Annotated in this window: 22 protein-coding genes; 17 read left to right on the top strand and 5 right to left on the bottom strand. The window is 47.2% G+C overall.

Going from position 1 to position 24,533, the window contains the following annotated elements:
- Positions 1-23: 23 nt before the first annotated feature.
- The 4 genes from JNUCC31_RS33825 (at position 24) to JNUCC31_RS13455 (ending at position 2,694) form a co-directional block, all read left to right on the top strand.
- Positions 24-158: a hypothetical protein gene (locus JNUCC31_RS33825; RefSeq protein ID WP_267132535.1), complete on the top strand. Its 135-nt coding sequence runs from the start codon at positions 24-26 to the stop codon at positions 156-158.
- Entirely contained in the window at positions 151-1,446 is a 1,296-nt protein-coding gene (locus tag JNUCC31_RS13465; RefSeq protein WP_192271839.1) for a glycosyltransferase family 2 protein, read from the top strand. The genes JNUCC31_RS33825 and JNUCC31_RS13465 overlap by 8 nt, the downstream gene beginning before the upstream one ends.
- Before the next feature lie 115 nt (positions 1,447-1,561).
- Positions 1,562-2,116: a hypothetical protein gene (locus JNUCC31_RS13460; protein WP_192271837.1), complete on the top strand. Its 555-nt coding sequence runs from the start codon at positions 1,562-1,564 to the stop codon at positions 2,114-2,116.
- A gap of 89 nt (positions 2,117-2,205) precedes the next feature.
- Complete coding sequence (locus JNUCC31_RS13455; protein ID WP_323374394.1) at positions 2,206-2,694, top strand: class I SAM-dependent methyltransferase; 489 nt, start codon at positions 2,206-2,208, stop codon at positions 2,692-2,694.
- A gap of 115 nt (positions 2,695-2,809) precedes the next feature.
- Here JNUCC31_RS13455 and JNUCC31_RS13450 read toward each other — a convergent pair whose 3' ends face one another.
- Entirely contained in the window at positions 2,810-3,589 is a 780-nt protein-coding gene (locus tag JNUCC31_RS13450; protein ID WP_192271835.1) for an ABC transporter ATP-binding protein, read from the bottom strand.
- A gap of 90 nt (positions 3,590-3,679) precedes the next feature.
- Entirely contained in the window at positions 3,680-4,906 is a 1,227-nt protein-coding gene (locus JNUCC31_RS13445) for an MFS transporter (protein ID WP_416234409.1), read from the bottom strand.
- Positions 4,907-5,021: 115 nt separating this feature from the next.
- Between JNUCC31_RS13445 and JNUCC31_RS13440 the strand changes: the two genes are divergently transcribed.
- The 9 genes from JNUCC31_RS13440 to JNUCC31_RS13400 all read left to right on the top strand — a co-directional run bounded on the left by JNUCC31_RS13440 (position 5,022) and on the right by JNUCC31_RS13400 (position 17,154).
- The gene (locus tag JNUCC31_RS13440; RefSeq protein WP_192271833.1) at positions 5,022-5,867 is read left to right on the top strand and encodes a helix-turn-helix domain-containing protein; all 846 of its coding nucleotides are present in this window, start codon (positions 5,022-5,024) and stop codon (positions 5,865-5,867) included.
- 531 nt (positions 5,868-6,398) lie between these two features.
- Positions 6,399-7,316, top strand: coding sequence for an ABC transporter permease (locus JNUCC31_RS13435; RefSeq protein WP_063565906.1), 918 nt, complete (start codon positions 6,399-6,401; stop codon positions 7,314-7,316).
- A gap of 29 nt (positions 7,317-7,345) precedes the next feature.
- A complete protein-coding gene (locus tag JNUCC31_RS13430; protein WP_192271830.1) occupies positions 7,346-8,227 on the top strand; it encodes a carbohydrate ABC transporter permease in 882 nt (293 codons plus the stop codon).
- 55 nt (positions 8,228-8,282) lie between these two features.
- Positions 8,283-9,878: an extracellular solute-binding protein gene (locus tag JNUCC31_RS13425; RefSeq protein WP_192271829.1), complete on the top strand. Its 1,596-nt coding sequence runs from the start codon at positions 8,283-8,285 to the stop codon at positions 9,876-9,878.
- Between the two features lie 32 nt (positions 9,879-9,910).
- Positions 9,911-10,894, top strand: coding sequence for a LacI family DNA-binding transcriptional regulator (locus JNUCC31_RS13420; protein WP_192271827.1), 984 nt, complete (start codon positions 9,911-9,913; stop codon positions 10,892-10,894).
- A gap of 44 nt (positions 10,895-10,938) precedes the next feature.
- The gene (locus tag JNUCC31_RS13415) at positions 10,939-12,051 is read left to right on the top strand and encodes a glycoside hydrolase family 88/105 protein (protein WP_192271825.1); all 1,113 of its coding nucleotides are present in this window, start codon (positions 10,939-10,941) and stop codon (positions 12,049-12,051) included.
- Complete coding sequence (locus JNUCC31_RS13410) at positions 12,048-13,103, top strand: pectinesterase family protein (protein ID WP_192271823.1); 1,056 nt, start codon at positions 12,048-12,050, stop codon at positions 13,101-13,103. The genes JNUCC31_RS13415 and JNUCC31_RS13410 overlap by 4 nt, the downstream gene beginning before the upstream one ends.
- A gap of 379 nt (positions 13,104-13,482) precedes the next feature.
- Positions 13,483-15,054, top strand: coding sequence for a chitinase (locus JNUCC31_RS13405; RefSeq protein WP_228469646.1), 1,572 nt, complete (start codon positions 13,483-13,485; stop codon positions 15,052-15,054).
- Positions 15,055-17,154, top strand: a complete 2,100-nt coding sequence (locus JNUCC31_RS13400) for a glycosyl hydrolase family 18 protein (protein WP_192271821.1) — start codon at positions 15,055-15,057, stop codon at positions 17,152-17,154.
- A gap of 179 nt (positions 17,155-17,333) precedes the next feature.
- Here the strand turns inward: JNUCC31_RS13400 and JNUCC31_RS13395 are convergent, their stop codons facing one another.
- Entirely contained in the window at positions 17,334-17,552 is a 219-nt protein-coding gene (locus tag JNUCC31_RS13395; RefSeq protein ID WP_192271819.1) for a helix-turn-helix domain-containing protein, read from the bottom strand.
- 316 nt (positions 17,553-17,868) lie between these two features.
- Here JNUCC31_RS13395 and JNUCC31_RS13390 point away from each other — a divergent pair, with 316 nt between their 5' ends.
- From JNUCC31_RS13390 to JNUCC31_RS13375, 4 genes are all read left to right on the top strand, one after another.
- On the top strand, positions 17,869-19,269 hold the full coding sequence (locus JNUCC31_RS13390) for a helix-turn-helix domain-containing protein (protein WP_228469645.1): 1,401 nt from the start codon (positions 17,869-17,871) through the stop codon (positions 19,267-19,269).
- A gap of 381 nt (positions 19,270-19,650) precedes the next feature.
- Positions 19,651-19,830, top strand: a complete 180-nt coding sequence (locus JNUCC31_RS13385) for an aspartyl-phosphate phosphatase Spo0E family protein (protein WP_192271817.1) — start codon at positions 19,651-19,653, stop codon at positions 19,828-19,830.
- 230 nt (positions 19,831-20,060) lie between these two features.
- Positions 20,061-20,804 (top strand): hypothetical protein, encoded by a 744-nt coding sequence (locus JNUCC31_RS13380; protein WP_192271815.1) that lies wholly within the window; start codon positions 20,061-20,063, stop codon positions 20,802-20,804.
- 499 nt (positions 20,805-21,303) lie between these two features.
- Positions 21,304-22,050, top strand: coding sequence for a hypothetical protein (locus tag JNUCC31_RS13375; RefSeq protein ID WP_192271813.1), 747 nt, complete (start codon positions 21,304-21,306; stop codon positions 22,048-22,050).
- 136 nt (positions 22,051-22,186) lie between these two features.
- On the opposite strand, the gene JNUCC31_RS13370 is transcribed toward JNUCC31_RS13375, so the two are convergent.
- Both JNUCC31_RS13370 and JNUCC31_RS13365 read right to left on the bottom strand, forming a co-directional pair.
- The gene (locus JNUCC31_RS13370) at positions 22,187-23,032 is read right to left on the bottom strand and encodes an aldo/keto reductase (RefSeq protein WP_192271811.1); all 846 of its coding nucleotides are present in this window, start codon (positions 23,030-23,032) and stop codon (positions 22,187-22,189) included.
- 187 nt (positions 23,033-23,219) lie between these two features.
- Positions 23,220-24,446, bottom strand: coding sequence for an MFS transporter (locus tag JNUCC31_RS13365; protein ID WP_192271809.1), 1,227 nt, complete (start codon positions 24,444-24,446; stop codon positions 23,220-23,222).
- Positions 24,447-24,533 lie beyond the last annotated feature (87 nt).

Raw genomic sequence — 24,533 nt, 5'->3', positions numbered from 1 at the left:
AGGAGAGATGCTCTGTGGAATATATGTCCTGGTTCATCCCGATCTGTATCATCGTCAGTTGTATACTCGCAGTTTTTACAATTGCATTAACGATTGCCACTCTTCGTTTTCGCTCCAAGGTGAATCGCAAGTACGATCGGAGGAAGGTAAGTGGCTGACTTTATATTGCTGTTATCGATATTTAGTATATGGATTGCCGTATTTGAATCCATAGTCATTATGGCTGGAGCCATTCGTTTTATCCAAAAACAGGATAAAAAGGGGATTCAGATTCCCGTAAATATGGATCATTATCCGACCGTAACCATTATGGTACCTGCACATAATGAAGGTTTGGTTATTGTGGCTACTGTAGAGCATATCCTGCGCCTGAATTATCCGGAGGATAAAGTCCAGGTTATCGTTATTGCAGATAACTGCACCGATGATACAGCGGAGAAGCTTCGGACATTTTTGACTAAAACCAGTTATGTACATCGGAATGTGACCGTTATGGAGCGTAAGGGTACAGGAGGCAAGTCCGGTGCATTGAATGACGGTCTGGACATATCCACCGGAGAGTGGATTTGCATCTTTGATGCCGATGCTGCCCCTGAGCGGAATTCCCTGATGTTCTTGACACAGAAGGCTTTGGAAAACCCGGAACAATACGGTGTGGTGTTTGGCCGGAATAAAGCACGGAACCGGGGACAAAATTTCCTTTCCCAATGCATTAATCTGGAGATTATCACATCTCAGCGGGTGTATCATACAGGGCTGTGGGAATTATTCCAGCTCGGTTCCATTCCGGGGACCAATTATATAATTAAAACAAAGCTGATCCGGGAGATCGGCGGCTGGGATGTTACAGCGATCACGGAAGATACAGCATTATCCTTTGAGATTCTGAATCGTGGTCAGTTTGTTGCCCTTGCACCCCAAGCAGAAGCGTACCAGCAAGAGCCGGAGAAGCTCAGCGTGTATATGAAGCAGCGTGAACGGTGGGCAAAAGGGAACTATCAGGTCGTTCTGGATAATATCCATAACCTGTTCAACCGATCCAGCTGGCGCAACAAGTTATTAGTTCTCTATTATGCGGTCAGCTATTTTTGGTTTATGCTCGCCATTATTGTATCGGATATTATCTTTCTTGTTAATCTCGTCTACCAGATCATTGCAATATTTAAACCGGACGTGAGTTCGCCGTTCCAGTTTGCCGGAGATGCCTATGTGTTCCTCGTCATTGGATGGGCATTAATGTACTTTATATATGTATTACAGATTAATCTTGCACTCGCGGCAGATATTGGACAGAGTAATACGCGTAATTTTATTTACGCCTGCGTATCCTACTTTACGTATGCACAGCTGTTCATTATCATCTCGATCAAGGCTTTCTACTCTTTGGTTATGGACAAGATCAAGAAACGTGAGAGCAAATGGTACAAAACACAGCGCTTTGGCTGAGTAAGCTACTTGACCAACCACGAGCCGGGCGGTTCTGCAAAGCAGAGCCGCCTGTTCTTATAATACCAGAGAGGTTAAATTTCGTTACATTCGATCCCTGATAGGGGAAGGGACAGTGATCATGAACAAGTCAGCCGTGAAGAAGAAGGCTTATATTCCTCAAAAAGACCGCAAATGGATAGGGATCAGTCTGGTGTTAACCGCAGTTATTTTGGCTTACGGTCTGTGGAGTTTAATTCATCTGTATCACAGTACAACAAATTGGAACGACCATCACATCAGCGAGGCGTATAAGGTTTATGGCTCTCAAGCCCGAATCTTGCTGTTTGTTGTGCTGGCTTATTACGTGATCCTGTTTGTGATAAAACGAAAGTGGCTTGACGCCTGGGCGGGAATCAGGAAGCTGGCTGTAAAGCTGCTGGGTATTGCCCGGCGAGTACACGTCCCGGTTGCCATGGTTGCGATGGGTTTGATTGCGCTTCATGTGGTCGGAGCCTTTTTGTTCGATTTTAAGCTGGACTTTAGCCATATTACGGGTCTGCTCGCCGGTCTGGCTCTGCTACCTGTTCCGATTGCTGGGTTTTTCCGTTACAAGAAGCTGGATCGGCAGTGGCATCTGAGATCGGGTCTCGCTTTTGCTGTATTGTTCTTGATCCATGCTTTTCTATAGCAGAGAAAGAGGACGTTGGCATGTATATTTATTCGAGGTTTGCCAATTCCTAATCTGAAAGGTATTCCCGAGTTAACTTCCGGAGGTGTATAATCTTCCAGGCTGCCCATGAATCGATAAAGGGCCAGAACGCACAGATTGAACAAGCGTTCATGGAAGACTGGAGCTATCCCGCGGATACATATGATCTGGCCATTTCCAGACTGGCGATTCATTATATTGAAGATGTGAATAGCCTGTTCAGCAAGGTATACCACACGTTAAAAGAGAATGGTACGTTCATATTTTCGGTAGAACATCCTGTAATTACGTCGACGTTGCAGCCTTCGGGGACCCGAACCAACTGGGTGGTTGATCAGTATTTTGTAGAGGGATACCGGGAGCAGCAATGGCTTGGAGGCACGGTGAAAAAAATGCATCGCTCCATCGAATCCTACTACATGGCATTACAGCAGGCAGGATTTCAAGTACAGCATCTGCGGGAATCGGCGCCTCAGCGTCCGTATTTTGTGAACGAGGAGACGTACCTGCGCAGACAGCGCATTCCGTTGTTTTTATTCCTGTCTGCCCGCAAATAATACACAGAAAACTGTGGATAATTCATAATATAGCCAAGCAGCCCAAAAACCTGTCCACATGTGGATAAGATTTTTGGGCTGCTTGGATTGTTCTGACTGTGAATAGATGCAGAAATTATTGTTCTGCTGCCCTTACGTAGACCCGTTGTCCATGCCGATCTACATCCACAGGCGCTTCAAAAAAGCTGCTCAGTACATCCCGGTTCATCAACTCACTGGTTAATCCGCTATTCACAATCTCGCCCCGCCGAAGCAGCAGGCTGTGGCTGAATACTGGCAATATTTCCTCCGTATGATGGGTCACGTAGATGAGCGAAGGGGTGTCCGGTTTCTGTGTCAGCTCACGGATACTTTCCAGCAGCCGCTCTCTGGAGAACAGGTCAAGCCCATTGCAGGGTTCGTCCAGAATGAGCACACGCGGATTAGCCATCAGAGCTCGGGCAATGAGCAGTTTCTGCTTCTCTCCCTGGGAACAGGTACGGTATTCGCGGTCCCACAGATGCTGACAGCCGAGCGTACGCATCAATTCCCTTGCCTGATCCAGATCCTCATCCGAAAGTTTATCGTACAGTCCGATGGTGGCATGTTTACCGCTGATCACGACATATTGTGTACGGTCGGTGCCATATAATTTCTCCTGAAGGGAGGAGCTGACCCAGCCGATCGACTTCCGCAGCTCGCGCAAATCCACATCCCCGTAACGGTGTCCGAGCACGGTTATCGTGCCTTCTGTCGGCCAGAGATATCCGGTGATCATGTTCAGGAGGGTGGTTTTACCGGAACCATTCAGGCCGAGCAGTGCCCAATGTTCCCCTTCGTTTACACGCCAGCTGACATCGTTCAGCAGGGTGATTGGCCCCCTTTTCCAAGTAACATGCTGTACATCAATGATCATGGGTTATTCCTTCCTTCTGTTTAGCCTCTGTCTCGATTCGAATATCCTGACCCTATTGTAGTCACAAAACAACTGACGTTTCAATGCATATTAGGCGTTTCGTGGCCGATCCCGGCGCAGGAATACAGCACACACCCCAAGCAGCGGTAAAAAGGAACATAGTTTGATGACGAATGAAATGTTGGTCACATCAATCAGGGAACCAAGCACAACCGATCCAAGTCCCGCCATGCCGAATGACAGGCCGAAGAACAATCCGGACACCGTTCCGATATGACGTGGCAGCAACTCCTGTGCATATACAATGATAACGCTGAAGCCGGACATGAGAATCAGTCCGATGATGCCGCATAATACTATCGATAAAGCAGGTCCCGCATACGGCAGCAGCAGTGAAAATGGAGCAGTACCCGCGATGGAGAACCAGATCATCGGTTTGCGTCCATAACGGTCAGCCAGTGGGCCGCCGAGCAAGGTGCCAACCATACCCGCAAATTGCAGAACGAACAGGCAGATCTGTGCCTGCGAAAGAGGCAGGTTATACGCATCGGCGTAATAGAATGCATAGTATCCGGTCATGCCGGCAATATATACGAATTTGGAAAACAGCAGCAAGATGAGAATCCCCATCGTAAAAGCGATAAATCTCCGACTTGCAGGCTGAACAGCAGGCTGCACAATGCCATTTGCCTGTACAGGCTGTTGCTGACGGCTGCGATTATCCGCCAATTTGTCTCTATACCAACGGCTAACGGAAGACTGGATAACGATCCCGATTAGAGCAAAAGCCATTAGCCACAGAAAACTAAGCTGTCCATGCGGAAGCAGGATAAAGGCAACCAGCAGCGGGGCGAGAGCCTGACCTGTATTGCCACCGACCTGGAAGATGGACTGTGCCATTCCGCGTCCTCGACCTGCCGCCAAATGAGCGACGCGTGAGGATTCAGGATGCAGGATGGATGAGCCTATGCCAATCAACGCTGCGGAGACAAGCAGCATCCATAACTCGGAAGACAAGGCAAAGCCGAGAACACCGATCAGGGAGAACAACATACCTCCGGGCAGCAGGATCGGCATCGGCTTGCGATCAGACATATAACCGACCAGTGGCTGTAGGACCGATGCGGTAATATTCAATGTGAAGGCAATCCAGCCCATCTGGGCGAAACTGAGCTGCATCGTTTGCTGGAACAGCGGAAAAGCAGACGGGACAACAGTCTGCATCGCATCATTCAGCAGATGGGCGAAGCTGACTCCGGCAAGCGCCCAATTGGCGGAGTGATTGATTTGCATTTTGCTTACAGCGGCTTGTGCCACGGGAGATCACCTCGAATTATTTTTTTACCATGATAAAAGATACAGACAGATATTGTCTTTGTGAAAAGTGCTTGGAAAGTGAGCACGATTTGCTATAATGTCAGCAGGTGAGGAAATGATGGAATTAAACATGATGCTGAATGGATTGGAATTGTGGAAGGCTTCTGGCGGATTCGCCAACGAACCCCATGTGCATGATGACTGGTATCAGGTAACGCTGCCGGTAAGAGGTGAGTGTCATCTGGTGCAGGAACAGCAGACGTATCCTTTGCAAGCAGGACTGGGGATTATTGCCCATCCCCGGATGGAGCACTTTTTCGAGATTGGTTCGGATTCGGCGGTTATCGTGATCAAGTTTCGTAATCCGCCAGTTGGCGGCTTGGAGGATTCAGGGAGGCAAGGGGCGCAGACCGAATTTCGGACCACACAAAGCTTCGATCCTGCTGAAATTAGCAGACTGTTTCGAGGCTGGAACGCCATTTTGCTGGACGATGCGCCTGAACCATTGCAGATACAGGAAACGGAGCTTGCCGTAGAGACCTATCTTGGACGGATGCTGACAGGTGAACCAAATGGCAGTAACCGTAACCTGACGCTGGCAACTTCAGGAACAGGTATGGCGGGGAGCGTGGGGGCTGGTCTGGTTTACGGGCAGTTTCAGAATCTGCTTCAGCGAACAAGCAGCAACGGCGGAGCGTTCATTGACCCCCATCTGCGGCGCGTGCTGGAGTATATACACAGTGACTATACAAGTCCAATGGACATTGAATCGATGGCGGCGATTGCGCACCAGAGCCGATATCACTTTATGCGTTCCTTCAAGGCACTGACGGGTTCAACGCCGTATCAGTATGTGCTGAATTTGCGTGTGGAGGAAGCCACCCGACGACTGCGCCATACAACAGATTCTGTGACCACCATCAGCTTTGGGTTGGGGTTCTCCAATGTCAGTCAGTTCTAGAGGGCGTTTCAGCGCGTGACGGGTGTAACACCGATGGAGTATCGAAACCAGATGTAGAATCCGAAGAGGTTGAAGCCACAGGCACACGTTTCAAAAATAGAACAATTCTGCGCTGCACCAGAACGCTGGTGGAGGCAGGACAGTAGAGGGGCAGAACGGGAGATATTCGTTCGTTGCCCTTTTTTCTCGCTTTTTTGCCCGCTAACATGTCTCCCAGATCGGTAAAAGCATATAGATCTCTTCGCAAGCAAACACTGATTTTTGTTGTTGCCAAACCCGATGGACTTTGCTAAGATGGGAAAAATAGTTTTTGTAAGCGTATACATTTAGGGTGAAATTACAACGTTGTAATTATGGTTTTGTGTTTATGTCTACGTCTTTATTCGCTTCTTGTTTGTCTTAATATTCCATTTTTAAAGGGACAAAATGTATTTTATGTTCAAGTGGATTTCACCGAATGATGCATGAAGCGGCATGTTTGTGCCTGAAAATTCAAACGTTGTAATTTTAATGCGAAGGGGTGTCTGAAAGGTGAAAAATCGCATGTCCACGCTATTCAGCCTGATCAAACGGGATAAGTATTTGCTGCTGATGTTCTCACCCATTTTTCTGTATTACGTCATCTTCATGTATGTTCCCATGCCGGGCATGCTGCTGGCCTTCCGCAATTTCATGCCGGGGCAGGGAATGTTCAGCGGGGAATGGGTGGGCCTGAGGTGGTTTGATCAGTTCGTGAATTCCATCTACTTCTGGAGGCTGCTGCGCAATACGTTTTTGCTCGCCTTCCTGCCGCTCCTGTTCGGCTTCTCCATCCCCATTCTGTTCGCCGTCTGTATTGTAGAAATCAAGAATCAGACGTTCAAGCGGTTCGCCCAGACTGTCACCTACCTTCCGCATTTCATCTCCACCGTCGTGGTCGCGGGCATGATTATTAACTTCCTGTCACCCACGGACGGGATCGTGAACACCCTGATTGCCAAGCTCGGTATGGAGAAAGTGAACTTCATGATGGACGCCGGATGGTTCCGAACGATATTCACCAGCTCCGATATCTGGCAGAGCTTTGGCTTCAGCTCCATTATCTACATTGCAGCCATTATGGGCATTGACCCCGAAATGTACGATTCCGGCAAAATTGACGGGGTTAACAAGTTCCAGGAGTTGTGGCATCTAACCCTTCCCAGTATTAAACCAACGATTGTCATCCTGCTGCTCCTGTCGCTTGGAGGCATTATGAGCGTAGGATTTGAGAAAGTATATCTGCTCTATAACGGTGCTACCTATGAGACCGCAGACGTGTTATCCACCTACGTATACCGAATGGGGATTGAAGGACAGAACTACGGATTTGCGACAGCCGTCGGCCTGTTCAACTCTATTATCACCTTTGTGCTTGTGTTCGCGGCTAATACGATGACCCGGCGTCTGACCAAGATGTCACTCTGGTAAGACCATATCCCGACCCAAAGGAGACCTGTATGCAAAAATCGAGAAGTGACCGGTTATTCTACGGATTTGTCTACCTGCTGACCATATTGGCAGTCGTCGTTACGCTGTATCCTTTTCTGTACGTGATCAGCGTTTCATTCAGCTCGGTTGATGCGATCGACAAACAAAAGGTTGCGTTGTGGCCAGTAGGATTCACCTTGTCCGGGTACAAAATGGTGCTGCAATACCGGGAGTTGTGGGTGTCCTTCTATAACACTCTGTGGTACACCGTTATAGGTACACTGCTGAATATTGTAGCTACGTGCCTCGCTGCATTTCCGTTATCCAGACAACAATTTTTCCTGCGCAGAAAGCTGAACTTTTTCATCGCCTTCACCATGTATTTCTCGGGTGGGCTCATCCCGGTCTACATGCTGATTACGTCACTGGGGCTATATAACACCCGCTGGGTGATGGTACTTCCTGTGCTGGTCATTACGTTTAACGTCATGATCTGCCGCTCAGCTTTCGAGGGTATTCCGAATGAAATCTTCGAAAGCGCCAGCATCGACGGGGCCAATGAACTGACGATGCTTTATCGCCTGGCGGTACCTATCATTAAGCCGACACTTGCCGTGCTGACGTTATATTACGCGGTTTTCCATTGGAACAACTTCTTCTCGGCCCTTCTATATCTGGGCAAACAGGATATGCAGCCCTTGCAGATGTTCCTGCGCCGGGTCCTCATTATGGCTTCACCCGAGGTCATGCAAAAGATGGGGGGTACGATGACCACGGGCGCACTGGCGGTGTCCACCCTTCAGGTTCGGTATGTGTCGATTGTGGTCAGCATTCTGCCCATCGTTACGATTTACCCTTTTATCCAGCGGTACTTCGTCAAGGGGATTACCCTCGGAGCCGTGAAAGGATAGCCTTATTGATCACCATGCATCACCCAAGGTTGTTCATAACAAGGAGGAATAACGGATGATAATCAGAGGGGCCGGAAGAAAAAGTGTTCTCGCGGTGATACTTGCCATTAGTCTCGCCGGATGCAGCAGCGGTACAGGGACAGGGGGAGACACAGGAAGTGCCTCACCAAGCTCGGAGCCAGCGTTCAACTACACAGGTGCAGGGCCGGTAACGGATCAGAAGGATGCCAAGCTATCCATTCTCGGGACCAATGCATGGACAACCAACGTGGATCTATCGACTGCCGAAATTGTGAAGAAGATTGAGAGTAACGCCGGGGTAAAGGTCGATTGGGATCTCATTCCGCCGCAGAACTACGCGGATGCGGTGAATCCAAGACTTGCGGCTGGAACGGGATTGCCGGATATCGTCTATCTGCCGGATCAGGATCAGCTCATGAAATACATTAATAGTGGCCTGTTTATTCCGCTTAATGACCTGGTAGAGAAGTATGGTGTGAATCTCAAAAAAATATACGACAAATCCCCATCGGTCAAAGCCAGTTTAACGACGCCAGATGGTAAAATGTATTATGTTCCGCAGCAAACGCTTACGAAAAACTACATGCCATTGTTTATGGTCAATGAACGCTGGCTGAAGAAGCTGGGACTGAATGAACCAACAACACTGGATGAGTTCACAGCGATGCTGCGCAAATTCAAGACAGATGATCCGAACGGCAACGGCGAGGCGGATGAAATACCGTTGTCCATGGAATCCAAGTTTGTGCCGATGGCATTTGGTCCTGCTTTTGGCCTCGATCTGTCCAATCAGTTCTATGCCGATGACCAGGGTAAGGTGCATTTCAGCTATTATGAGCCCGCCTACAAAGAATATCTGACATACCTCAATGGGCTGTACAAAGAAGGTCTGCTCGGGGTGGACTATGCCAGTACCACAAGCGATCAGGTGACCTCCCGTATCTCGCAGGATGTAACTGGAGCCACGTTTAATTTTAGCTGGTACATGTCGATGGTCTACAGTCCGCTATTCAAGGATTATGATCCGGCGGAGCCTATCTTCAAAGGCATTCTGCCACTGAAAGGCCCGCATGGAGACCAGTTTTATATCGGACGTACGCCTGTGAGCGGCATTTTTGGAATCTCCAAGGATAGCAAAAATCCGGAGCTCGCCTTCCGTTTCCTGGATTATGCGGTAAGTGAAGAAGCGCAGACGTATTATACGTGGGGCATTAAGGGTGATACGTATACCGAAGAAAATGGCGTGAAGACATTCACGGACAAAGGCAAGGACAATGACTATATCCAGAAACTCGGCATTGGTCCCGTGAATCTGCCGAACATTCAGTCTACGGATTCGGCCGATTCCGTTGTGGCCGAATGGCATGCCAAGCTCGACAAGGAATTGGAGCCATACATCCACGAGCCGTTTCCATTCGTATATGCTCTGCCGGATGAAGCGAGTGTAGAGAGCATGTCCATGCCGGATATTACGACGTATGTGGAAGAGATGAACTTCAAATTTATAAGCGGAGATACCAGTCTGGATCAGTTTGACAGTTATATCGAGACTTTGAAAAAAATGAACATTGAGCAGGTTATTGCCGGCAGACAGGCGCAATATGACCGGTATAAGGCTGCACAGCAATAAGCTTCCCAAGGGTTGAGAGGTGTTGATTGATTTTGATAACCATTAAGGACATTGCCAAACTGGCGGGAGTGAGCTACAGCACGGTATCCAAGGCACTCAACGGTGATCCCCGCATCAAACCGGCGACCCGGCAGAAGGTGCTCGCGGTTGCGGAGAAGCATCAATATCGAAAAAACATTATGGCACAGCAGCTTTCCACCGGCAGAAGCAACATTATTGGCTTTGTTCTTGATGAACTGAGCAATCCGTTGTTCTCGAATATATCGGGCAATCTGCATGCGGAGCTGAAGAAGCGGGGATACCAGATGATTTTGGTCGTCGCGGATGATGGGGTGGATGTTTTTAGCCAGCTTCGCGTGGATGGATGTATCCTGTGGGATTATGCGCTGGACAATCGGGATGCCTTCTGGAAGAAGTTTGCAACACTGAACATGCCATGTTTCGTGCTTGGTACAGATGAAGCCCCGAATTCCCCTTACATCAAGATCGACCGGAAAGAGGGCATATACAAAGCGGTTGAGCATCTAAAATCACTGGGACATCGCCGGATTGGTTTCATTGGAAACTCTCAAAATATCAAGCTTGAAGGGTATCGGGAAGCATTGCAGCGCACAGGACTCGAATTTGATCACCGCCATGTGCTGCCTGCATATTCCTCTTGGGAGGATGGGTATTTTGCCATTCGGAATTATACGTTTGGACCCGATTCGCCAACGGCATTTATTGGCTTGAACAACCTGGTGACCCGAGGTGCGCTGAGGGCTTTGCTGGAAGCTGGCTACAATGTGCCAAATGATATCTCGTTAATCGGTTATGATGATTTGCCGGATATGCAGTATGCCGAAGTGGCGCTAACAACTATTGGCCCGCCGCTGGATGAACTGGCAGCACAGGCAGCAGAGCTAATCGTATCGTTGATTCGTGATGAGCAGACGGATTATCCGGTGATTATCCAACCGAAGCTGAATCATCGCAATTCGACGGCCGTTTGTCGGCAGCAAGTGTCTGAGCATTAATGATAGGCTGAGTACAACATTCAAGGTCCAGGGAGGGTTCTTTTATGCAGGTACAAACGCAGTTATCTTGGTCGGAGCGAATAGCGGAAACGATTATCCAACAATGTGATGGAAAGGGCTATCATGTGTTTCCTTCAGAACGGTGGGCATATGTCCAGGGAATGACGTTAATTGCAATGGCACGTACCGGTAAGCAATACGGCAAGGACGAGTATGTTTCTTTTATGAAAAGACATATGGATCTGTATGTTCAGGAGGATGGTTCGATCGGAACGTATTTCCTGGAAGAGTACAATCTCGACCAGATCAATCAGGGCAAGAACCTGTTCGAACTGCTGGAAACTACCGGGGATCAGCGATACGCTGAAGCTGCACATCTGCTCGCAACCCAGCTCGCAGGACAGCCTCGAACGTCGGAGGGTGGATTCTGGCACAAAAAAATCTATCCGTTCCAGATGTGGCTGGATGGATTGTATATGTCGTCTCCATTCCTGGCCCAATATGCCAAGGCTTTTGACCGGCCTGATCTGTGGGATGAAGTGGCTCATCAGATTTTGCTAATCGAACGCAAGACGCGTGATCCGCGCACGGGTCTGCTCTATCATGGCTGGGATGAATCGAAGGAGCAGATCTGGGCCGATTCCGTAACCGGATGCTCCGCACACTTCTGGAGCCGGGCGATGGGCTGGTATGCGATGGCGATCGTGGATAGTCTGGAGCACTTCCCGATTCATCATCCGAAACGGGGCACCATCATTGGCATCTTTGAGCGTATGTGTCATGCCTTGGTACGTGTACAGGAGCAGGATAGCGGACTCTGGTTCCAGGTGCTGGATCAGGGATTCCGCAAGGGCAATTATCTGGAAGCTTCCGGTTCAAGCATGTTTGTGTATGCCATGGCGAAGGGTGTTCGCTTGCGTTACCTTGAGCCGCATTTCAGGCAGGCCGCAAAGAAGGGATGGCAAGGATTGACGTCCCGATTGGTGGAAGAAACGGAGGAAGGCGTGAAGCTGAATGCGATCTGTCACGGGGCAGGGCTCAGTCTGGATCGGGATGGTTCATACAGTTATTATGTCGGCGAGCAGATTGTAAGTGACTCTTTCATGGGTTTGGCCCCGCTTCTGCTGGCTGCGCTGGAGATGGAGCGATTGCCATGAACAAGCCTATGTCACAAGGCTCGAATCTGGATCTGGGCATGAAGGGTTATCTGGTTGCTGCGGATGGAAGCGGCGATTATTCCACGATCCAAGCGGCCATTGATGCCATTCCGTCCAACTACAACGATAAGTTCAAGATTCGCATTAAGCCGGGAACCTATGTGGAGAAGCTGGATATCGTAAAATCGAAAGTTCACCTTATTGGGGAAAGCGCAGAGCAGACGATAGTTACGTATGGTGATTATGCGCTCAAGAAATTCCCGAACGGGGAGTTGTATCATACCTTTCATTCCTATACGGTTTTTATCGGTGCTGATGATTTTACGGCAGAGGGGATTTCTTTTGTCAACTCTGCCGGACCGGGCAAGGACGTGGGGCAGGCATTGGCCGTTTACGTAGATGGAGACCGGGCGGCCTTTCGCCGCTGCCGATTTATGGGTCACCAGGACACGATCTTTACCGGACCGCTGCCGGAGCAGCCGATTGACCGGAGTTTCTTCGGGGGGCCGCGTGACGGGGCAGAGCGGCGGAAGCTGCGCCAATATTATGAGAACTGTTACATTGAGGGCGATGTGGATTTTATTTTTGGCTCGGCTACGGCGGTGTTCCAGGGCTGTGAGATCTTTGCGAAGAATCGCTTAAGCGATGTCGCTGCTGCGGAGGGAGAAGTGAATGGCTGGATTACCGCGGCTTCCACACCTGAGGATGTTCGTTATGGGTATGTGTTTATCGATTGCGATCTGACCAGCAACGCCCCCGCTCAGTCCGTATATCTGGGGAGACCGTGGCGTAATCATGCCAAAGTCTGCTTCCTGAACTGCTGGATGGGGGTGCATGTGAAGCAGGAGGGCTGGCATAATTGGAACAAAACTGATGCGGAAACGACGGTGGTTTACGCAGAATACCAAAGTGCCGGACCTGGGGCTGGCAATGCCATGGGCCGAGTACCATGGGCGAGAATACTCAGTGAGCAGGAGGCGGCCGAGTATGCTGTACCTCTGATTCTGTCTGGTGTGGACGGGTGGCAACCTTTCGAAGGGGAGGGAGGCTAATCGGCGGCAAGAGATGCCCTCTTCTCTGCGAAATAAAAGATAAAAGGCTGTCTTTCAAGTCTCCTAAGGACTTGGTGGAGAGCCTTTTTTGTGCGGTATATTACATTTTTCGCCCCCAATAGAAATAATTTATCCCTTATCTCAATTGCATTTTACTGATTAAATACAGGGTGAGGATCTGTAAATTCCCTGTAAAATTGGATGATGTCTGCTAAAAAGAGAAACGAGAGGGAAGGTCCATTTTGATAAGGAAAGGGAGTGAAGGAATACTCATCGTTAGACGGTTGTATGAGCTCTATAGATCGCGGATCACATGTATGTGCACCAGTGAAGCATTGTTTGCAAGGTGAAAATAATTTGAATACAGGAGGGATTTTGCTTGAATCAAGCTGTTCGATTCCGCCCGGTCATTACATTCGCTTTGGCATTTCTTCTGATTATTACATGGTTTGCACCAAGAGCAGATGCCGCTGCCCAATGGCAGGCAGGCACCGCATACAAAAAAGGAGATCTAGTAACCTATTTAAATAAAGATTATGAATGTATTCAGCCCCATACGGCTTTGACCGGATGGGAGCCCTCAAATGTGCCTGCATTGTGGAAATACGTCGGGGAAGGTACTGGAGGGGGAACTCCAACTCTGGATACGACACCACCTTCCGTCCCAGCAGGTTTAACCTCATCCTTCGTCACGCAGACATCGGTCAATCTTACCTGGAACGCATCCACGGACAATGTGGGTGTCACCGGATATGAAGTGTACCGGAACGGTACTCTCGCGGCGAACACTCCAACGCCTACGGCTGTAGTAACAGGACTGACAGCCGGCACCACATATGTTTTTACAGTTAAAGCCAAAGATGCGGCAGGCAATCTGTCCGCAGCAAGCACCTCTCTCAGCGTTACCACTTCCACCGGATCTTCGAATCCTGGGCCTAGCGGCAGCAAATGGCTGATCGGCTACTGGCACAACTTCGACAATGGCTCTACCAATATTAAACTGCGCAACGTGTCATCAGCCTATGACGTTATTAATGTCTCCTTTGCCGAGCCGATTTCACCCGGCAGCGGAACGCTCGCTTTTACTCCGTATAACGCTACGGTAGAAGAGTTCAAGTCGGACATTGCGTACCTTCAAAGCCAAGGGAAGAAGGTACTGATATCTATGGGAGGAGCCAATGGCACGATTGAGCTCACAGATGCGACCAAGAGACAACAGTTCGAGAATTCCCTCAAATCTATTATTTCGACTTACGGATTCAATGGTCTCGACATCGATCTTGAAGGAAGCTCCCTGTCTTTAAATGCGGGCGATACCGACTTTCGCAGTCCAACGACTCCGAAGATCGTGAACCTGATTAACGGCGTGAAAGCGCTTAAATCATACTTTGGTGCTAATTTTGTCCTGACCGCTGCACCGGAAACGGCCTACGTACAGGGCGGATATCTGAACTATGGTGGTCCATGGGGGGCGTATCTTCCAGTGATCCATGCCTTGCGCAATGACCTGACCCTGCTTCATGTGCAGCACTATAACACCGGTTCGATGGTGGGGCTGGATGGACGTTCTTACGCTCAAGGGACAGCCGATTTTCATGTCGCCATGGCCGAAATGCTGCTTCAAGGGTTTAACGTAGGCGGAAGCTCAGGTCCATTCTTTAGTCCTCTCCGCCCGGATCAGATTGCGATTGGCGTACCAGCTTCCCAGCAGGCGGCTGGAGGCGGCTATACGGCACCAGCCGAGCTGCAAAAGGCATTGAACTATCTGATCAAAGGAGTAACATACGGCGGTTCTTATACCTTGCGCCAGCCTGCGGGCTATGCCGGTCTCAAGGGCATTATGACCTGGTCAATCAACTGGGACGCGTATACGAATAACCAGTTTTCGAACGCACATCGTCCATTCCTGAATGGACTTAGCACGCAAAAGACAGAGGAGGTTGTGTATTAAATGATCAATTTAAATAAACACACTGCTTTTAAGAAGACTGCAAAGTTTTTCCTTGGTCTGTCCCTGCTCTTATCCGTCATTGTTCCTTCCTTCACGCTCCAACCTGCTACGGCCGAAGCAGCAGATTCTTATAAAATCGTTGGTTACTATCCGTCCTGGGCTGCGTACGGCAGAAACTATAATGTAGCCGATATCGACCCGACCAAAGTGACGCATATCAACTATGCGTTTGCTGATATTTGCTGGAACGGCATTCATGGAAATCCGGACCCTTCGGGACCCAATCCGGTAACCTGGACCTGTCAGAATGAAAAAAGCCAAACGATTAATGTCCCGAACGGAACGATTGTGCTCGGCGATCCATGGATCGATACGGGCAAGACATTTGCAGGGGATACGTGGGATCAGCCCATTGCAGGCAATATCAATCAGCTTAACAAGCTGAAACAAACCAATCCAAACCTGAAGACTATTATCTCCGTCGGAGGATGGACGTGGTCCAACCGTTTCTCCGATGTAGCCGCCACGGCTGCAACCCGAGAGGTCTTTGCGAATTCCGCCGTCGATTTCCTGCGGAAGTACAATTTTGATGGAGTGGATCTGGACTGGGAGTACCCGGTATCAGGCGGACTTGATGGTAACAGCAAACGTCCTGAAGATAAGCAAAACTATACTCTTCTCCTGAGCAAAATCCGTGAAAAGCTGGATGCAGCAGGAGCTGTAGACGGCAAGAAGTATCTGCTTACGATTGCAAGCGGCGCGTCTGCGACCTATGCTGCCAATACCGAGCTTGCAAAAATTGCCGCCATCGTCGACTGGATTAACATTATGACATACGATTTTAACGGCGCTTGGCAAAAGATCAGCGCACATAATGCGCCATTGAACTATGATCCTGCGGCTTCAGCCGCTGGCGTGCCAGATGCCAATACATTTAATGTGGCAGCCGGAGCACAAGGGCATCTGGATGCAGGCGTACCGGCCGCTAAACTCGTGCTTGGTGTTCCATTCTATGGCCGTGGCTGGGATGGATGTGCACAGGCAGGAAACGGCCAGTATCAGACGTGCACAGGTGGTTCTTCCGTTGGAACATGGGAAGCAGGTTCCTTTGACTTCTACGATCTGGAAGCCAATTACATCAACAAAAATGGATACACGCGTTACTGGAATGACACGGCCAAAGTACCATATCTCTATAATGCGTCCAACAAGCGCTTTATCAGTTATGATGATGCAGAGTCCGTTGGATATAAAACGGCATATATCAAAAGCAAAGGACTCGGCGGAGCGATGTTCTGGGAGCTCAGCGGTGACCGTAACAAAACACTCCAAAACAAACTGAAAGCCGATCTGCCTACCGGAGGTACAGTGCCACCAGTAGATACGACGGCACCAAGCGTACCCGGGAATGCCCGTTCGACAGGTGTGACGGCAAACTCAGTGACGCTGGCTTGGAATGCTTCAACGGATAATGTAGGGGTTACCGGTTATAACGTCTATAATGGCGCTAATCTTGCGACAACGGTCACAGGAACGACAGCAACAATCAGCGGACTTACAGCGGGAACTTCATATACCTTCACGGTAAAAGCAAAAGATGGGGCAGGTAATCTGTCTGCAGCCAGTAATGCTGTAACTGTAAGCACAACAGCTCAGCCAGGAGGCGATACGCAAGCACCAACTGCACCAGCGAACCTTGCGTCTACTGCGCAAACAACATCCAGCATCACGCTGAGCTGGACAGCATCCAATGACAATGTGGGTGTAACGGGTTATGACGTGTACAATGGAACGGCACTGGCAACCACGGTAACCGGAACGACGGCAACGATCAGCGGGCTTGCGGCGGATACCTCGTATACATTTACGGTAAAAGCAAAAGATGCGGCAGGCAATGTGTCGCCAGCGAGCAACGCTGTGAGCGTGAAAACTTCGGCAGGAACGACGAATCCCGGCGTATCCGCATGGCAGGTCAACACAGCTTATACTGCAGGACAATTGGTCACATATAGCGGTAAGACGTATAAATGTTTGCAGTCCCACACCTCCTTGGCAGGGTGGGAGCCATCTAACGTTCCTGCCTTGTGGCAGCTTCAATAGTTAAAAATTGAATTACAACATTTTTAACTGAAATCTGCAGTAGACAAGAAAAACCACCGGTCCTTGATCCGGTGGTTTTTTGCCCATATGAATGAAGCTCTCGTCGTGGTATGCATCCGGCAATTCGTCTGGATCGTCGTGATGTGGTCAACAGAATCAGGGATACAGAGCTTTTCAAATTACTGAATTTCTTTATTCCTGATCTTCCATTCGTCCACAGTATTCGCATCGATCCGGCACAATTTAGCGATAAGTAGGCCGAGGACAACACTGGGGATTTTTAGTCCATATTCGATATTCTGATAATGTCGTAGGGTACATTTCATAAATTCGTTGATTTTTAATACTAGAGATTCTTGTGTATATCCTGCTGCTTCGCGTGCCTCTTTTAATTTCACGTTATAACCCCTTATACATGGTATAGACAAAATTGTATATGAGTTGCGTTGAAGTTATAACGATCTAATAAACATGTACTATAGTTGTAGATCTATAGTTCGTTATGTATAATTAGATTGGCCAAATTTAACGGCTTTCCAGAAGCCTTTGCCGGGTTATTTATAGGGGAAGGGGAAAGCTCTTACAATATTTTTGTAGGAGCTTTTTTCTAAATAATACATTTATTGTTGACCGATGGTTGATTCCTAACTAAGATAAGTTATATATAGGTATGTAATCCTATTTTTTGGTTTTTTTTGCGTGAGGTGTTTTGTATTGGAGTCTACAAATTCAATTCGAAAAAAACTGATGCAACATATGCAAAGTAACTATATTATACATTCTCAGTTTGCTGAAATATCTGGTATTAATTCCGGTACACTTAGCCGTATTTTGCAGGGGAATAAACCCATATCTATGAGCCAGCTTGTCGCTATTACCGCAGGGATGGGATTACCCGAAGACTTCTTTTTTGATGATTACATAGATGAATGCTTTTCCTTTTTGATCTCCATCCGGCGCATCCGGCCGTTTATTATTCGTTGCGCTGAATTAGATCGTTTGGATTGTGTCGAACAAATTGTTAATCGTCTATTGGATGATCTCTCCTATGTCTCTGTGCTTTTTGATATAGCTGAAAAGTTGTTTGCCAATAACAAACGTTCGGCTGCAGGGATTTTATATAGGAGTGTGCGTGAGGCAGAAAAGTATCAGCATTCTGAGCGGCTCGCGCTGTGTCATTACCGTTTGTTCCTGATTGATTTGGGAGAGGATTTGGAAGAGAATGTGCGTGCGGCAACTCAATTTGAGCTGTACGTTAACCGTCTCGATGAAGCGGATCAGCTTGAAGCTTTAAAACAATTGATGCACGTTTTTGGAATGGTTCACAAATGGGCAAAAGTCGATGCTTTAGCCAAGGAAATGCATCGGATTGCAACGATTCAGTATGATTTACAATGTCGATCTGAACGATCAGAAGAAGCCCAGAAAGGGACGGAACGACCTTTGTATTACTATATTCTTTATGCTTATCTGGCTCGATCAGTGGCCAGTGAAGAGTGTGGAGACTACAAAAGAGCATTGGAATTTGTATCCCTGTATGCTGGCGGGAAAAGTTGGGTTCAAGAAAAGGATGAGGAAGCCAAACGGATTGTTGGACAATTTTCGGAATGGGCCGTTGCGAACACATTTCTCTATCGCTTAATGTCCGGAGAAGTGGATGTTTTGCACGTATATGCGGATTACATAGCATCGCAAGAAGATGAAATATTTATTGCTGTAAGGTACATGGTCCAAGCAGCCAATTTATATGGATTGGATATTGATAGCATCTTAGAGCGTTTTGCAGCATATATCCCCTATCAATCAGACAAAACGGAGTTTGGGGAGTATAAGCCGACTATTTTAAAAGAGAGCTACGCCCAATTCCTCGGTGATCTGGCTGTGTATCGTTTCAATGCAAGCAAGGATGCTGATACTGCAATAAAACTTGTGTTAGAAGGTTTGAATTTATCGATTACAATAAATAGTGGAAAAAATATCATTACTTGTATGGCTCTTTTTGAGCAATATAGAGATTGTGCGGATCTCGAAGCGAAAGAGAAATTCAAAAAACTATCAAGTGAGGTGCATCGGCTCAATGCGAAAAAAAACGTTATACTACTTGGTTCTCTGTAGTGTTGCTATTGTCGTATCTACGCCAATAATGTTGGCTACAATGGGGCATGGTTGGGGTACTTAACATGAAGCAAAAGTATATAGGGTGTTCCTGATCCTCGGGAGCGCCCTTTTTCGTTTGTTTAAGAAATGATTGCTTTCCTGAATTATGGATATGGGATGCAATATTGGGGAATACGCATGTTTGATTCTGATCTTATGTAAATGATTTGTTCAAATGGTTCAATACTGAATCTTTGAGAGGGTTCATGAAATAGAAAATTTACCACAAGGTATTTTCGAGTTTCCTAAGAGTTAGCTTTCATCGTTTTTGTGCCTTTAAAAGATTATGTTATTATCTGTCAACATATCCTAAAATATCATAAAGGAGGATGGGGTTCTATGAAAAGAAGCCTTCTCATACAGTTGCGTATTGAACGTGCCAGGACTCGCCTTCACGCCCTGGCAAAAAAGCACAGGGGGGTTCAACACCCCGCAGTAATCAAACAGTCAATGGTATTGGATGATTTAATCAATCAGTATAATAGAGAGAAAGCACAAATAAAAAAGCCGATTGAATAAACAATCGACTTTGGGCGAGAAACTTTTGCCGGGTTCACTCGCCCTTTAATATTAACAGATCATGAGGAAAAAAGTGATGAAGTTCTCTAAATGAATTTTAAATTAGAACTTAAATATTACGCGATTTTAAACAAAGAAATACATTTATTAAACTTATTGGATAAATGGATTGGTATAATGTTAGGAAAATTTGTATATGAAAGCGGGAGTTTACAATTAAGAAATATACTTTGTTATTAGCGTCATCGGTATTGCTGTTTAGTGGGCTCCTCGCCTGTAATAATCAAAAAGACAGTGGTGCGACTACACCCGGCAAAAATACCAATCAAGAAACCACCAATAATTCTTCTACACCAGAACAAAATTCTTCGGGTGATATATCTAGTGTATTTCCCAAGTCGGATCTCACGGATTCAATTACCATTGATTCAGTTAATGAAGACCAATCAATTCAGGCAGAACAACAAACGGAGAAGGGAACCCTGCTTATGGTTTCCGATGGTAAGGAAGAAAGAGGACATTTAAACGTTTCTAGTACGGAGGGACAAGAGGGAGATCAGACCTTCCAGAGTAATTATTCTATTGTCTACAGACACGAAGATCAGGATAAAGTTTTATTGGAACTACCGGCATATTTATTTGTTCAGCCATCTGACAAAACATTAACCTTTGAAAGGGTGAGTTTTGAAGATGCTGATGTTTATATCCTCACCCCACAATACCAAACAGGGCATGGATTGGAAGGTTATTTATTCGCGGTCACCAAACAAAGTGGAGATGCATTCCTATTAGAGATCGTTAAAGAGGGCCAAGTTTCTGAGAAACTTCTGTATTCTGAATCCGAACCTTTGCCAAGTGTCGAAAATGACGGTTTAGTTGTTCATCCGCCCGTTGGAGCGGGTACCCCTAAAGAAGACGCAAAAGACGCTCTTTATAAACTCGATTTGAGCAAGAAGCAATTAATTGCTGAATAAGAACGGTAAGCAATTAATCTAGTCGTTGCAAGAGTAATTTTCTGTATTGTAGACCTTCGTTTCGACTGGGTATTCGAAATCGCCCCTCTCGCTTGTGGGCGGAGCACTAACGAATCTGAGACGTCTTATTCAGGGTTTTGAAGCGCCTGTATAAGGCTAAGGAATCGGAGACACGTTATATCCGAATTTAAGGTAGTGTTTAGCATTTTTATAGGGTGTTTTAGAAAAATAGCGTGTCAGGTGTTCCTTACTATTGAAAAAGAGGGCTTTGGCTCTAAATAAGACGGCCTGTGTTCCTTAGAAAATGAGCACGTATGTTTACGTCCCCACGGCCCTCTTGCCCAAATGCTTCCACATAAAAGTCGACACCAGATGGCACTAAATTAGGCTTGTGAACATATCCCTTGTACCGTTAAGGGCAGCCGAGGTTCTTCGCAGTTCAGGTCTAAGAGCGGGACATTGATCGATAGCAAAAAAAATGAACTGGAGGATACACTTTTTGAAAAAAATCAGTATTGTCACAATGGTGGGAGCTATTTTGTTATCTGGATGTGGGGCAGATAATCAGTCTTCAAGTCCTGCAAATACATATGAGGCCGCTTCTGGATTAAATGCTACACCACCAGCTACATCGACTCTCAATACACGACTATCCGAGACTTCAGATCAGAAAATAGCTATTTATGGTGTTCGGGATAAAATACAAAAAGATATATTTTCATCTTTAGATGTAGAAGTAAACGGGGAAATGAAAACATTCAATTGGAGCAATGTAGCCAATCCTTCCTTTTATCCTCAAATATCGGTCGTTGATTTAGATGCAGATGGGGAAGATGAAATTATCATTATTCTGACCAAAGGGACGGGGACTGGAGTACATGATTCGGAAGTGCATGTGCTTCAATCAGATTTTACAGAAATACTGGTATCGGACCCGAGAAAATTTGTTCTCAGTCATATTAAAGTTGATCTAAAAACACATAAGGAGATTCGACAGTATACAGTTTCCGTTGATGGTCAGGAGCACTCCTTTGAGTTCAGCGAGAGCGATTCCAACGATTGGTTTAAACAACCTATGGTTCAGAATATATTGAGATTTGAGATACAGGATAACCAGCTTATTGCGGAGTTACCAATTCAGATTTCAACAAGTCATTATTTAGGGGATGCGATCGTTAGATATGCATTTGTTAATGGGAAATGGGAGCCTTCTAAAATAGAAATGGCAAAAGGTTATTCAAGCTGATGGGGTATTTTAGGGACGAAGGAATTACTGAAGCCAAAAAAGAAGGAAAACCTTCAACTTCGCACATAGCGAAGATTGGAGGTTTTGCCTGCTTTTTTACCTGTATAGGCATTAGCTTATTTAGTTATCTTTCAAATTAGAAATCAAAGTTGTCCGGATCAGGTCCAACGCGAACATCTTCGTTCAGGGTGCTAATACGCTCCATCTCATCATTGGACAATTCGAAGTCGAAGATGGAAGAGTTCTCGACAATACGTTTTTCCTTGGTAGACTTCGGAATGGTGATGACACCGTTCTGCAAGTCCCAGCGCAGGATGACCTGTGCTACCGATTTACCTTTCGCAGTGGCAATTTCGGTCAGAACCGGATTGTCCAGAAGTTGACCCTGCATCAGCGGGGACCAAGCTTCCAATTGAATTCCGTTTTTCTCACAGAATGCTTTGAGACGAACTTGAGTCAGACGAGGGTGGTACTCTACCTGATTAATTGCTGGCTTCAATTCGGCATCCTGCATCAGATCTTCAAGGTGGTGAATCTGGAAGTTACTGACGCCAATGGCTTTAATGCGGCCTGCTTTGTACAGTTGTTCCATTGCTTTCCATGCGCCTTTGTATTTGCCTGCTTTTGGCCAGTGAATCAGATACAGGTCCAGGTATTCCAACCCAAGTTTGCTCAGCGTTGTTTCATAGGCCGCAAGCGTCTCTTCATATCCAAGATCTGCGTTCCACACTTTGGAGGTAATGAACAGATCTTCACGCTTCAGATTATTTTCCTTCAAAGCCTCGGCAATCGCTTGACCTACACCGGATTCGTTGCCGTATATAGCAGCTGTATCAATACTGCGGTATCCGTGAGCAATCGCTTGTTTAACAGCCTCGATGAGTTCAGCTCCCTCTTCTACCTTAAATACGCCAAGTCCAAACCAAGGCATTGAAATGCCATTATTTAATGTTACTGTGGATTGTAAATGTTGTGCTGTCATGTGAAATCCTCCTCAAATTTTGTATCCATTATTATTATATTTCTTTTTCAGTCTAGCCCAGAGGAATTCTTCAATTAGATCACTATAGATCACTATAGATCGAATTAGAATCAACGTATTATACTAGAATACAATATTGGGCAAACCGGTTCCGCAATGGTACTTCATCACAGGGAAATGATGCATGCTAGCCTGCGGTTCTGACTGAACCTGACTCTGTCTCTGATGGAGAAGAGGGATCTCTACGATCAAGCACTCTTGCCCAGCCAGTCAGAAGCACAGCAGCCAGAACCATAATTGCACCAACCCATGTGGTATGAATCAGACCGATGGAGTCCGTAATTACACCGCCTAAATATGCACCAATTGCGATACCTGCGTTAAAGGCTGCGATGTTAAAGGCGGAGGCGACGTCTTTGGCCTGTGGAGCATAACGTTCTGCGAGCGTCACGACGTACATCTGAAGCCCTGGCACATTCATGAAGGCAAGCAGGCCCATGCCGAGTATGGTGAGTAATGCTGCTAGCTTAAAGGGAACTGTGAAATATAGTATGCCCAGAATGACGGTCTGAATGATAAACATATAGAAGAGTGCTCGGAGCGGATTGCGGTTGGCTGCTTTCCCTCCAATAATATTACCGATAGCAATGGCGATCCCGTACAGCAGCAGAATTCCCGCGACCGTTTTCTCGGAATATCCGCTGATATCGTGCAATAGTGGGGACAGGTAAGTGAACACCACAAACGTTCCCCCATATCCCACAGCTGTAATGGCAAAAGCCAGCAACAACCGTCCGCCTGTGACCAGCTTCAGTTGTTCACGGAATGCAGTTCGCGTTCCGCGTTGCAACGTGGATGGCACGAGAAGCATGTTGCCGATAAAGGCCACAACACCTACGACAACGATAAGAATGAAAGCTGCGCGCCAGCCCAAGTTTTGACCGATGAGTGTACCCAGGGGTACACCGGTTACTGTAGCAATGGTCAGGCCAGAGAACATGATAGCAATAGCGCTCGCCCGGCGGTTTGCAGGGACCAGGTCTGCCGCAATGGTGGAACCAATGGACATGAATACGCCGTGTGCCAGAGCGGAGATGATTCGTGCTATGAGCAGCATGGTAATTCCACTTGAGAGCGCCGCCATGGTGTTACCAACGATAAAAACAACCATAATGGCAAGCAGCAGCGTCTTGCGTGACACCGTTGACGTCAATGAGGTCAGAATCGGTGCCCCGAAGGTTACGCCTAATGCATATAAAGTAACGGTCAGTCCCGCTGTCGTTACGGAAATGCCCAGGTCATCTGCAATAAGGGGCAGCAGACCAACGCTGATAAATTCAGTGGTGCCGATGGCAAACGCACTGATTGCCAGCGCCAGCAATGCCCAGGTACTGCGTTTTGAATCATGTAACATTGTCTTGTTCAACTCCCCAGAATGTAGATTTACGTACCGGCAAATGCTATTATGAGTTATTCGACATAAAATGAATAGTACGTACTT

The sequence above is a fragment of the Paenibacillus sp. JNUCC-31 genome, assembly GCF_014844075.1.
Classification (GTDB): domain Bacteria; phylum Bacillota; class Bacilli; order Paenibacillales; family Paenibacillaceae; genus Paenibacillus.
This window is presented reverse-complemented; position numbering and strand designations above follow the sequence as displayed.